General features: G+C 67.9%; 11 protein-coding genes. 2 read left to right on the top strand and 9 right to left on the bottom strand.

The genetic code is table 11. From position 1 onward, the window contains the following. The coding region (locus AC13FN_RS03680; protein WP_482995099.1) for an efflux RND transporter periplasmic adaptor subunit at positions 1-953 on the top strand (953 nt) is incomplete at its 5' end. A gap of 10 nt (positions 954-963) precedes the next feature. Beyond that, on the top strand, positions 964-4,173 hold the full coding sequence (locus AC13FN_RS03675; RefSeq protein ID WP_482984534.1) for an efflux RND transporter permease subunit: 3,210 nt from the start codon (positions 964-966) through the stop codon (positions 4,171-4,173). A 100-nt stretch (positions 4,174-4,273) separates the two neighbouring features. Here the strand turns inward: AC13FN_RS03675 and AC13FN_RS03670 are convergent, their stop codons facing one another. The 9 genes from AC13FN_RS03670 to AC13FN_RS03630 form a co-directional block, all read right to left on the bottom strand. After that, positions 4,274-6,046: a DUF885 domain-containing protein gene (locus AC13FN_RS03670; RefSeq protein WP_049436019.1), complete on the bottom strand. Its 1,773-nt coding sequence runs from the start codon at positions 6,044-6,046 to the stop codon at positions 4,274-4,276. Positions 6,047-6,176: 130 nt separating this feature from the next. Beyond that, entirely contained in the window at positions 6,177-6,524 is a 348-nt protein-coding gene (locus AC13FN_RS03665) for a lipid-A-disaccharide synthase N-terminal domain-containing protein (RefSeq protein WP_482984533.1), read from the bottom strand. Further along, positions 6,524-7,246 carry a glycosyltransferase family 2 protein gene (locus tag AC13FN_RS03660; RefSeq protein WP_010482377.1) on the bottom strand — a complete coding sequence of 241 codons (723 nt, stop codon included), beginning with the start codon at positions 7,244-7,246 and terminating at the stop codon, positions 6,524-6,526. Before AC13FN_RS03660 ends, AC13FN_RS03665 begins: the two co-directional genes overlap by 1 nt. A gap of 89 nt (positions 7,247-7,335) precedes the next feature. After that, positions 7,336-8,301 carry an NAD-dependent epimerase/dehydratase family protein gene (locus AC13FN_RS03655; RefSeq protein WP_401740528.1) on the bottom strand — a complete coding sequence of 322 codons (966 nt, stop codon included), beginning with the start codon at positions 8,299-8,301 and terminating at the stop codon, positions 7,336-7,338. Positions 8,302-8,352: 51 nt separating this feature from the next. Then, on the bottom strand, positions 8,353-9,084 hold the full coding sequence (locus AC13FN_RS03650) for a suppressor of fused domain protein (protein ID WP_482984532.1): 732 nt from the start codon (positions 9,082-9,084) through the stop codon (positions 8,353-8,355). 126 nt (positions 9,085-9,210) lie between these two features. Then, positions 9,211-10,134: a ParB/RepB/Spo0J family partition protein gene (locus AC13FN_RS03645; RefSeq protein WP_019338308.1), complete on the bottom strand. Its 924-nt coding sequence runs from the start codon at positions 10,132-10,134 to the stop codon at positions 9,211-9,213. Then, positions 10,134-10,931 (bottom strand): ParA family protein, encoded by a 798-nt coding sequence (locus tag AC13FN_RS03640; protein ID WP_197646812.1) that lies wholly within the window; start codon positions 10,929-10,931, stop codon positions 10,134-10,136. The genes AC13FN_RS03645 and AC13FN_RS03640 overlap by 1 nt, the downstream gene beginning before the upstream one ends. 112 nt (positions 10,932-11,043) lie before the next feature. Next, positions 11,044-11,682, bottom strand: a complete 639-nt coding sequence (gene rsmG / locus AC13FN_RS03635) for a 16S rRNA (guanine(527)-N(7))-methyltransferase RsmG (RefSeq protein WP_049436024.1) — start codon at positions 11,680-11,682, stop codon at positions 11,044-11,046. Between the two features lie 39 nt (positions 11,683-11,721). Further along, complete coding sequence (locus tag AC13FN_RS03630; protein ID WP_482984531.1) at positions 11,722-12,321, bottom strand: 4'-phosphopantetheinyl transferase family protein; 600 nt, start codon at positions 12,319-12,321, stop codon at positions 11,722-11,724. Between the last annotated feature and the right edge of the window lie 20 nt (positions 12,322-12,341).

Raw genomic sequence — 12,341 nt, 5'->3', positions numbered from 1 at the left:
CCCCCTGGGGCGGGGGGGGGGGGGGCTCGCCGGGGGTGGCCGGCCGCGTCGCGCCGTCGGTGGGCGCACGTGCCTCGGTGGCGTCGACCGTGACCGGCCGCGTCGAACGCGTGCTGGTCGCACCGGGCACCGCAGTGAAGCAGAACCAGGCCCTGGCCATCGTGGTCAGTGGCGAAGCGGCGGTGTTCCGTGCCAATGCGCTGGCCGCCTCGGCCGAAGCCGAGGCCGCGCGCCTGGCCTATGGCCGCGACAAGGCGCTGGTCGACCAGGGCGTGGTCGCGCGCCAGGAGATGGAAGCCTCGCGCGCACGTTCGCTGGCGGCACAGGCCCAGGCCGCTGCCGCGCAGGCCCAGGCCGCCGCCAACGGCGCGCCCGATGCCAATGGCCGCGTGCGCATCACCAGTCCGGTGGCCGGCATCGTCGGTAACGTGCAGGTCACTCCGGGCGGTGTGGTCGCCGCCGGCAGCGCCGTGGCCGACGTCGCCGATCCGGCGATGAACGAGCTGGTGTTCACCGCACCGCCGGCGCTGGCCGCGCAGGTCACGCCGGGCATGAAGCTGGAAGTGAGTGTGCCGGGTGGCAGCTTCACCGCCACCGTCACCGGCTCGGCCGCCGATGTGCGCCAGCAGGGCGGCGTCGCGGTGATCCGTGCCGCGCCGGTGAATGCCGCGTTGCCGCCGGCCGGTTCGCCGGTATCGGCAGTGGTGGTCACCGAAGGCCAGGACGGTTCGCTCAGCGTGCCCGCCGATGCGGTGCAGAACGTCGATGGCAGCAGCGCGGTGTTCATTGCCGTCGAAGGCGGCTTCAAGGCACAGCCGGTACTGGCCGGGCGTCGCGCCGGCGACCGCATCGAGATCCTCGGTGGCCTGACCGGCAACGAGCGCATCGTCGGTGCCAATGCCTTCCTGCTCAAGGCCGAACTGGCCAAGGGCGAAGCCGAGCACGGCCACTGAGGAGGCGACCATGTTCAAGCTGATCATTGAAACAGCGGTACGCCACCGCTGGCTGGTGGTGTTCATGGCCGCGTTGATCGCCGCCGTGGGCCTGTTCCAGCTGGGCAAGCTGCCAATCGACGCGGTGCCGGACATCACCAACCGCCAGGTGCAGATCAACACGGTGGCGCCAGCACTGACCCCGGAGCAGATCGAGCGGCAGGTGACCTATCCGCTGGAAACCGCGCTGGCCGGCATTCCCGGCCTGACCACCACCCGTTCGCTGTCGCGCAATGGCTTCTCGCAGGTCACCGCGATCTTCACCGATGCCACCGACATCTACTTCGCCCGCCAGCAGGTGGCCGAGCGCATGCGCGAAGCGTCGGAAGACCTGCCCGATGGTGCATCACCGATGCTATCGCCGGTCACCACCGGGCTCGGTGAAGTGCTGATGTGGACGGTGGACTTCACCACGTTCGATCCAGCCAAGCTGGCCAAGCCCGGTGAAGCCGGCTGGCAGGCCGGCGAGGTCTACCGCACGCCGGAAGGCAACCTGCTGCGTACACCCGAAGAGCGTGCGACCTACCTGCGCACCGTGCAGGACTGGATCATCGCGCCACAGATGCGTTCCAGCCCGGGGCTGGCCGGCGTCGATACGGTCGGCGGCTATGTGAAGGAATACGGCGTGCATCCGGACAGCGCGCGGCTGGCTGCGCATGGCCTCGGCCTGGCCGACCTGGTCACCGCGCTGCAGCGTTCCAACGTGCAGGCCGGCGCCGGTTTCGTGCAGCGCGCCGGCGAAGGCCTGGTGGTGCGTGCCGACGGCCTGGCGCTGACCACCGACGATCTTGCACAGGCACCGGTGGCCACCCGCAATGGCGTGGTGGTACGCGTGGCCGATGTGGCCGACGTCGACCTGAGCCGCGCGCCGCGCCTGGGTGCGGCCAGCCGCAACGGCCATGAAGCCGTGCTGGGCACCGCGCTGATGATTGCCGGTGGCAACAGCCGCACCGTGGCCCAGGCTGCTGCGGCGCGCCTGGAACAGGTGAACAAATCGCTGCCGGCCGACATCGTGGCGACGCCGGTGCTGGACCGCAGCGTGCTGGTCAATTCCACCATCAAGACCGTTGCCAAGAACCTCACCGAGGGCGCGCTACTGGTGGTGGTGGTGCTGTTCCTGCTGCTGGGCAACCTGCGAGCGGCGACGATCACCGCGCTGGTGATTCCGCTGTCGTTCCTGTTCGCAGTGATCGGCATGAACCGGTTCGGCATCAGCGGCAACCTGATGAGCCTGGGCGCGCTGGACTTCGGCATCCTGGTGGACGGTGCGGTGATCGTGGTCGAGTCGACGCTGCTGATGCTGGGCCAGCGCCGCGCCGAACTGGGCCGTGCGCTGACCGCGATGGAACGCCTGCGCGTGGCCGCCGATTCGGCCATGAAGATGGCGCGTCCGGCGGCGTTCGGACAGCTGATCATCCTGCTGGTGTTCGCGCCGATCCTCACCCTCGAAGGCGTGGAGGGCAAGACGTTCCACCCGATGGCGGCCACCTTCATGCTGGCCCTGGTCGGTGCTTTCATCTTCTCCTTCACCTTCGTGCCGGCGATGGCCGCGCTGCTGGTGCGCGAGCCCAAGGTGAAAGACGGTGATGCCCATGCGGACGATGGCGAGCACGAAACCAAGCTGATCCGCGTGCTGCGCGCGCGCATCGAGCCGGTGGTACGGAAGGCCGTGGCGCATCCGCGCACGGTGCTGGCCGGCGCGGTGATGATGGTGGTGGTGGGCATCGGTTCGTTCTCGCTGCTGGGCCGCGAATTCATGCCGACGCTGGACGAAGGCAACGTGGCGATGCAGGCGTTGCGCGTGCCCTCGACCTCGCTGGAGCAGTCGCTGGCGATGCAGTTGGCACTGGAAAAAGCGATCGCCAAGCAGCCGGAAGTAGAGACCGTGTTCTCGCGTACCGGTACTGCCGAGGCGGCGATCGACCCGATGCCGACCAACATCTCCGACAGCGTCATCGTGCTGAAGCCGCGCAAGGATTGGCCCGATCCGAAGCTGGCCAAGGACGAACTGGTGGCGCGCTTCGAAAAGCTGGCCGGGCAGCAGCTGGGCAACAGCTTCGAGTTCAGCCAGCCGATCGAACTGCGCTTCAACGAGCTGATTTCCGGCGTGCGTACCGACCTGGCGGTGATGATCTTCGGCGATGACTTCAGCCAGCTGCAGAAGGTGGCCGACCAGGTGGCGCTGAAGCTGCGTGCAGTGAACGGTGCAGCCGACGTGCGGGTGGAACAGATCTCCGGCCTGCCCACGCTCAACGTGGCGATCGACCACGTGGCAGCGGCGCAGTATGGGCTGACCGCTGCGGACGTAAGCGATGCGCTGTCCACCGGCATTGGTGGCACTGCCGCTGGCAAGATCTTCGAAGGTGATCGCCGCTTCAACGTGGTGGTGCGCCTGGACGATGCCTCGCGCAACGATCCGGACCAGCTCGCATCACTGCCGATCGCTACGCCGTCGGGGCTGGTGATTCCGCTGTCGTCGGTGGCCCGCATCACAGTCAGCGAAGGGCCGAACCAGATCAGCCGCAACAACGGCAGCCGCCGCGTGGTGGTGCAGGCCAATGTGCGTGGTCGTGACCTGGGTGGCTTCGTCGGCGAGGCGCAGGCCGCAGTAGCGGACGTAGCGCTGCCGCCAGGCGCCTACCTGACCTGGGGTGGCCAGTTCGAGAATCTGCAGCGCGCGGAGAAGCGGCTGGCAACGGTGGTGCCGGTAGTGTTCCTGCTGATCGGCAGCCTGCTGTTCATGGCCCTGCGCAGCGGCAAGGAAGCCATTCTGGTGTTCAGCTGCGTACCGCTGGCGCTGGTCGGCGGCATCCTCGCACTGCTGCTGCGTGGCATGCCGTTCTCGGTGTCGGCGGCGGTCGGCTTCATCGCCGTCTCCGGCGTGGCCACGTTGAATGGCCTGGTGCTGATGCAGGCGATCCGCGAGCGCCTGGATGCCGGTGACGTGCCGCTGCAGGCGGCGATCAACGGTGCCTCCAGCCGCATCCGCGCGGTGCTGACCACGGCGCTGGTAGCGATCGTCGGCTTCATTCCGATGGCGATTGCCAGCGGTTCCGGCGCGGAGGTGCAGAAGCCGCTGGCGACGGTGGTGATCGGTGGCCTGATCACCGCCACCGTGCTGACCCTGCTGGTGCTGCCGACGTTTGCCGCGCGCGTGGCCAAGCCGCGGGCGGTCGGCTGAGGTTGGGGGTCGGAGCCCTTTCCACAGGAAAGGGATCCGACCCCGTGACAGGGTCGGATCCCCGCCCTTCGGGCGGGGCTCTGACCCGATCACACGACGGTCAGGCCTTCTTGCGTTCGGCGATGTAGGCCTGGATCTGCTGTTCCAGCACCGGCAGCGGTACCGAGCCCTGCTTGAGCAGGGTGTCGTGGAAGCCCTTGATGTCGAACTTGTCGCCCAGTTCTTTCTCGGCCTGCGCACGCAGGCGCACGATGGCGATCTCGCCCAGCTTGTAGCTCAGCGCCTGGCCCGGCCAGGAAATGTAGCGGTCCACTTCGGTGGTCACTTCATGCTCGCTCAGCGCGGTGTGGTCACGCAGGTAGGCCAGCGCCTGCTCGCGGGTCCAACCCTTGCTGTGCACGCCGGTGTCGATCACCAGGCGCGTGGCGCGCCACATCTCGTAGGTCAGGCGGCCGAAGTCCTCGTACGGGGTTTCATAGATGCCCATTTCCACGCCCAGCTTCTCGCAGTACAGCGCCCAGCCTTCGCCATAGGCGGAGATGTAGGCGTTGCGGCGGAACTCGGGCAGGTTCTTCTGCTCGGCGGCGATGGCGCCCTGCAGCGCGTGGCCCGGATCGGATTCATGCAGGGTCAACGCCGGCAGGTTGTACAGCGGGCGCGACGGCAGGTTGTAGGTGTTGAGCCAGTAGGTGCCCATGCCACCGCGGCCGGCGGTCCAGAACGGGGCGATGTCCGGCGGCACCGGCACGATGGTGAAGCGCGCGCGCGGCAACGTCATGTACTTGCCAAGCTGGCCGTCTGCGCGCTTGGAGATCCACGCGGCACGCGACAGCAGCTCTTCCGGCGTCTTCGCATAGAACTGCGGGTCGGTGCGCAGGAAGGTCAGGAACTCGGCGAAGCTGCCCTTGAACTTCACCTGCTTGATGATGTCGTTCATTTCCTTCTGGATGCGTGCCACTTCATCCAGGCCGATGCGGTGGATCTCGTCCGGCGACAGGTCCAGCGTGGTGTATTCGTGGATCTGCTGCTTGTAGTACGCCTTGCCGTCCGGCATCGCTTCGGCGGCCAGGGTGGTACGCGCCTGAGGCACGTATTCGTTGACGAAGAAGGTGCGCAGCTGCTGGAACGCGGGCACCACCTTGCCACTGATCGCTTCACGCGCCTGCGCCTGCAGCCTGGCCTGTTCTGCCGCCGGAACGGTGTTGGGCAGCTTCTTGAACGGCGCGTACAGCGGCGATTCGGTCGGGTCCTTCAACTCGGCGACGGTGGCGATGGACACTTCGCGGCCATCGAGCACCGCGCGCGGCACGCTGAAGCCGCGCTTCAGGCCGGCGCGCATGTTTTCGGTCTGCTGGCCGAAGTAACGCGGCACATCGTTCAGCCGTGCGATGTAGTTCTGGTAGTCCTGCACGGTCTTCATCTCGCGCCGCGCCATGAAGGACAGGTTGGACCAGAACGAGGAGTCGGCATTGAACGGCATCTCGTAGCCGCGCAGGCGCGTCTCTTCGGCCAGGTTGAATACCTGATCGCGGTAGATCGCGTAGTTGACCTGGTTGTCGGGCGACAGGGTCTTCGGATCGATCTTCTTCAGCGCGGCGAGGGTCTCGTCCCACACCTTCAGGCGCGCCTGCTGCGCGGCCGGGCCGACGTCGGGCATGCGGGTGGCATTGGCCGGGGCGTCTTCGTCCTCGCTGGCCTCGCCGCCGCCATCCTGGCGCCACTTCCATTCCTTCTCGTACAGCGCGCGGAAGGCGGCATCGGCGGGCGATTCGGTGGCCACGCTGGCCGGTGCGACGGTGGCGGGCGGCGCGGCCAGGGCCACAGCAGGGGCGGACAGGACGATCAGCAGGGCAACGGCAAGACGGGTTTTCACGAGCACAGGTTCCCGGGAAGGCAGACCCCGATGATGGCACCGCCCACGGCCCATGGCATGGGACGAAGGTCCTGCCTGCGCATTGGCTCCCCAGACCCAGCGCCGACCAAGGTCGGCATCTACTGGAGACCTAGTGGCTGGCCCTGTCCCGCTTCCAGCCCCGGTGCTTGATGTCCAGCTGCAGGCTGTACAGCGCGGTGAACGCCGGGAACAGGTTCTGCAGCACGCCCACCGAGTCCTGCTTGGCCGAGAACAGGAAGTAGCTCAGTGTCATCAGGCTGCCGACCACGCTCATGTACCAGAACAGCCGCGGGATCACCGGCTTGCCCGCACGCTTGGACGCGATGAACTGGACCAGCCAGCGGCCACCGAACATCAGCGCGCCGGTATAGCCGATCAGCTTCCAGCCGGTCACATGGAGGCCGGTCCAGTACAGCCAGGTCAGCGGGTGGTCGAGCCAGTGCAGTTCCAGGCCCATCACCGCTCTTCCACCGCGGTGCGCTTGCTGCGGGTGATCAGCCAGGCCACGCCGCGCAGGTCGCGGATGCCGACCAGCGCGCGACCGAGGTTGTTGTACTTGGAGACGCCGGCGGTGCGGTGGCGGTGGTTGACCGGCACGCTGGTGGTCTTCCAGCCGGCGCGCTGCATCAGCGCCGGCAGGTAGCGGTGCATGTGGTCGAAGTACGGCAGGTCGAGGAACGCGCTGCGCTCGAACAGCTTGATGCCGCAGCCGGTATCGGGCGTATCGTCGCGCAGCATGCGTGCACGGATGGCGTTGGCCCACTTGCTGGCCCAGCGCTTGCTGCCGCTGTCCTGGCGGTTGACCCGCCAGCCGGCGAACAGCTTCACCTGTGCCTCAGCTGCATCGCGCGCGGCCAGCAGCTTGGGAATGTCGGCCGGATCATTCTGCCCGTCGCCATCCAGGGTCGCGATCCACGGCGCACGTGCGTGCTTGACGCCGGTGCGCACGGCGGTGCTCTGCCCGCTCTGGTCCACGTGGTGCAGCACCCGCAGTTCCGGCGTAGTCGCCTTCAGGCCCTGCAGCACCGCCAGGGTGTCATCGCGCGAGTGGTCGTCGATGTAGACGATCTCGAACGGCAGCCGCCCACGCAGTGCAGCGGTGATTTCGGCAACCAGCGGGGCGACATTGTCGCGTTCGTTGAACACCGGGACGACAACGGAAAGCTCGGGTTGGCTCATAAGGCACTCGGCCAAAGGGGGACAAAGACCGCGCATTCTCCGAAGCCGAGGTTATCCGAAGATGAATCCGGCCGTGTGAGGATCCCTCCTCAGGCGCGATCGCCAAAATACTCGCGGCACCACTGCACGACGGGGGGCAACCCTTCTTCGATCGGAGTCACCGCATCGAAGCCGAATGCGTCATGGGCGCGCCGGGTATCGGCCATCGTGCGCACCATGTCGCCCGGCTGCATCGGCTTGTAGACCTTCTGCGCGGGGCGACCGGCGGCCTGCTCGATCACGCTGATGAAGCGCTCCAGCTCGACCGGCGTATGGTTGCCGAGGTTGAACACCCGGTGCGGTACCGGACCTTCGGCCGGATGCGCGAGCGCGCCGAGAATACCCGATACGATGTCGGAAACATGTGTGAAATCGCGCTGCATGCGGCCTTCGTTGAACACGTCGATCGGACGCCCGGCCAGCACCGCGCGCGAGAACAGCAGCGGCGCCATGTCCGGCCGGCCCCACGGGCCATACACGGTGAAGAAGCGCAGGCCGGTGGCATGCAGGCCGTACAGCTGCGCATAGGTGTAGGCCATCAGCTCGTTGGCCGCCTTGGTCGCCGCGTACAGCGAACGCGGCTGGTCCACGCGCTGGTCCTCGGAGAACGGCGGTGTGGCCGAGTCTCCGTAGACCGAGCTGCTGGACGCGTACACCAGGTGCTGCACGCCGCGGTGGCGGCACAGCTCGAGCATGTTGACGAAGCCGACCAGGTTGCTGTCGACGTAGGCGTGCGGGTTTTCCAGCGAATAGCGCACGCCGGCCTGCGCGGCCAGATGGATCACCGCGGTCGGCTTCACTTCGTCGAACAGTGCCGCCAAGCCCTGCTGGTCGGTCAGGTCCAGGGTGCGCAGGTCCAGCGCCGGGCACAGCGCTGCCACGCGATCGCGCTTGATCTGCGGGTCGTAGTAGTCGTTGAAGTTATCCAGGCCGACCACCGGCTGGCCGGCCTCCAGCAGCGCGCGGGCGGTGTAGGCACCGATGAAGCCGGCAGCGCCGGTGAGCAGGATGGTCATGGCAGTTGCCTGGGAATCAATGAATACAGGTGCAGAGGATACGCCGCAGACTCAGAACAGCCCGAAACGCTTCCTGGCCACGTTGGTGCGGCCGGGTTCGATCACATCCTGGATCTTCTTCGCATCGAAGCGGTCGAGCAGCGCCTCGGCGCCCTTCTTCAGCTTCAGGTCCATCTCTTCCGGATACAGCGGGACCAGGGTCATGAAGCTGATGGTCTTGCCGTCGTCCAGTTCCAGCGTGGCGAAGTCCTCCGGGGTCGTCACCGGCGGCAGCACGATGGCACCGTCGAAGCCCACGCCCGGCGCGTAGGGCTCGCTGGGATGGCCGTTGGGAATGGTGTGGCCGAAGCCCAGCCAGGTGTCGTACTCGTGCGGCAGCCGTGCCATGCCCTTCAGCAGTCGCACCGGCCAGTAGTTGCGCTCGTCCTCGAAGGCGTCCTGCGAGATCGGCCAGTCCGCCGGCAGGGTCACCATCAGTTCCATGTAACGCGGCACGTCTGCATCCACCTCGGCCGGTACGGTCATCGGCAGGTCGCTCATGCCGGAGGTGACCAGGCGCAGGTACGGACACTGGTCAGTGGCCGGTACCACGTGCACGTCGATGTGCACCAGGTCGGAGATGATCTCGTGGAAGACACCGGACACCGGACCCAGATGGCGCTCGATGTGGGCGCTGATCGCCTCGATGTGTGCTTCGCCCTGCGCGGGGCTGAAGTCTTTCTGGCGGCTGTGCACCATGATCGGGCTGCCGCCCGGGCTGACGTCGTCGAATGTGTTGCTCATGTCCTGCTCCCTGGATGAGTCCACGGACCGGAGAGCAGTGCATCCCCCGGCGCGCACGGCGGTGCGTTCCCTGTCACCTACAGGACGCGGCAGGAACAGGCCGCATCCCCTGGCGCTGCGCCGGGCTCAGCCCTGGCGCGTACGCAGTTTTTCCAGCACGCCGTCCAGGGTATCCAGGTCGGTGTAGTGGATGATCAGCTTGCCCTTGCCGCCCCGGCCGTGGCTGATCGCCACTTTGGCACCCAGCGCTTCGGACAGTTCGGTTTCCAGCGAGGCGATGTCGGCCTGCTGCACCTTCGGCGTGGCGACCGGGCGGTTGCTCGGCACCTTGCCGGCGGCGAAGGCCTGCGCACGGCGCTCGACCTCGCGCACCGACCAGCCTTCATCGGCCGCTTCCTGTGCCAGCTTGCCGGCCAGCTCGGGGGCCAGGGTCAGCAGCGCGCGGGCATGGCCCATTTCCAGGCGGCGGGTTTCCAGCAGCAGGCGGATCGCCACCGGCAGCTCCAGCAGGCGCAGCAGGTTGGACACCGCCGCGCGCGAGCGGCCGACGGCCTCGGCGGCCTCGGCATGGGTCAGGGTGAATTCGCTGATCAGGCGCTGCAGCGCCTCGGCTTCTTCCAGCGGGTTGAGGTCTTCGCGCTGGATGTTCTCGATCAGCGCCATCGCGATGACGGTGCGGTCTTCCAGCTCGCGCACCACCACCGGCACTTCGTCCAGCCCGGCCAGCTGCGAGGCGCGCCAGCGGCGCTCACCGGCAACGATTTCGTAGTTGCCCGCCGGCAGCTGGCGCACCAGGATCGGCTGGATCACGCCCTGCGACTTGATCGAGTCGGCCAGCTCGGACAGCTTGCCCTCGTCCATTTCGCGGCGCGGCTGGTACTTGCCCGGCTGCAGCTGGCCCACGGCCAGCTTGCGCAGCACTTCACCCGGCAGCGGCTCGATCACCGCGGTGGTGGCCTGCACCTGGCTTACCGCCCCCTTCGGGCCCAGCAGCGCATCCAGGCCACGGCCGAGGCCTCGCTTCTTGGCTGCCGGCTTGCTGCTGGTCATCAGACGGTCTCCACGGCCTTGGCGGCCTTGTTGCGTTCGTTGTTGCGGCGGATGATCTCGCCGGCCAGGCCCAGGTAGGCCACGCCACCGCGCGAGGCGCGGTCGTAGCCGACGATGCTCTGGCCATGGCTCGGCGCCTCGGCCAGGCGCACGTTGCGCGGCACGATGGTGCGGAACACGCGGTCGCCGAAGTGCTCGGTGAGCTCGGCCGAGACCGCGTTGGCCAGGTTGTTGCGCACATCGAACATGGTGCGCAGCACGCCTTCGATCTCCAGCGCCGGATTGAGGTTGGCGCGTAGCGCTTCGATGGTTTCCACCAGCGCGCTCAGGCCTTCCAGCGCGTAGTACTCGCACTGCATCGGCACGATCACCGAATCGGCGGCGGCCAGCGCATTGAGCGTCAGCAGCGACAGCGCCGGCGGGCAGTCGATCAGGATGTAGTCGTACTCGTCGCGGATCGGTGCCAGCGCGCGCTTCAGCCGCTGCTCGCGCTCGCTCTGCGCCATCAGCTGGATCTCGGCGGCGGTCAGGTCGATGTTGCCGGGCAGCAGGTCGTAGCCTTCGGCGGTCTGCACGCGCACTTCGGCGGCGCTGGACTCGCCCAGCAGCAGATCGTAGGTGGAAGCGGCCAGCTCACGCTTGTCCACGCCACTGCCCATGGTCGCGTTGCCCTGCGAATCCAGGTCGACCAACAGCACGCGCTTGGGTGCGTTGGCCAGGGAAGCGGCCAGGTTGACGGCGGTCGTGGTCTTGCCGACGCCACCCTTCTGGTTGGCGATGGCGATGATGCGGGCCATGCGGGTGTGCCTCGTCGACGTGTGCTGGGACCGGTCATTATGCGTACAACCGGCCCCTTGCGGAAATCGTGAATCGCCAACCCGTTGTTCCACAAAGGGCTGGCGGCGGGAATCAGGGGCCTGTAACGGTGACCAGATGGCGTTCGCCGGCCAGGCCGGGCACGCTCAGCGGGGTCACCTCACGCACCTGCCAGCCAGCCGGCAGGTCCGCGATCTCCTCATGCGGGTAGACGCCCTTCATGGCCAGCAGCACGCCGCCGGGGCGCAGCAGGTGGCCACCGACGCGGACGATGCCGGCCAGGGTGTCCATCGCGCGCGCGGTCAGCTGGTCGTAGCGGCCGGCCTCGTCCAGCGCCTCGGCGCGCGATTCGGCCACGCGGGCATTGTCCAGGCCGAGCTGGCGCACGGCCTCGCGCATGAAGCGCGCCTTCTTGCCGTTGCTTTCCACCAGGGTGACCTGCAGGCCCGGGCAGGCGATCGCCAGCGGGATGCCGGGCAGCCCGGGGCCGGTACCGAGGTCGGCCAGGCTGCCATCGGCCACGAACGGCTGCATCGCCAGCGAGTCGAGCAGGTGGCGGGTGACCATCTCCTGCGGGTCGCGGATGGCGGTGAGGTTGTAGGTGCCGTTCCAGCGGTGCAGCAGGGCCAGGTAGCGCAGCAGCGGCGGCGCCAGCGCGGCGTCCAGGCCCATGCTGGCCAGGCCCTGTTCCAGCGTGGCAGCCACGCTGGCGGGAAGTGGGTGTTCGCTCATGCAGGCATTATCGCCGGTTTTGCGTGCTGATTCCCCGCTTCAGTGCGGATACCAGGCCAATGCCGCACGGAACTGGCCGGTGGCCTGCCATTCGTGCAGGTGCCAGCGCGCGGCCTCGCCCAGTTCCGGGTCGCACCAGCGCAGGTGCAGGGCGCCATCGGCCCCCGGCGCCAGCTGCAGGCGGTGCAGGCCGAACGAGATGCCCTGTCCATGCGCCTTCAGGATGGCCTCCTTGATGCACCACACGCGGAAGAACCAGTGCTTGCGCCCGGCCTCGTCCAGGCTTTCCAGCCAGGCTACCTCCTCGGGGTGGAAGAAGCGCTGCACGATCTCCAGCAGGCGGGCCCGCGGCCGCAGCAGCTCCAGGTCCACGCCCAGCCGCACACCTTCGCCCAGCGCCACCAGCAGCACCTCGCCGCTGTGGCTCCAGCCGGTGCCGTAGTGGGCCAGTGCGCCGCTCAGTTCCGGCCGGCCCTTGTCATCGCGGACCAGCGGCAGCCTCTCCGGGTCGGCACCCAATGCCTGCGCCAGCACCTGCCGCGCCTGCGGTTCACCGCGGTGGCCCGGCACGTGCGGGCGGCGCCAGACCGTCACCGGGCCGAAGCGCCACGGGCCATCGAGGGTGGCTGGCAGGCTCATCCGCACGCGCCCATCACGCA

It is taken from the genome of Stenotrophomonas sp. 115C5, assembly GCF_056861055.1.
This window is presented reverse-complemented; position numbering and strand designations above follow the sequence as displayed.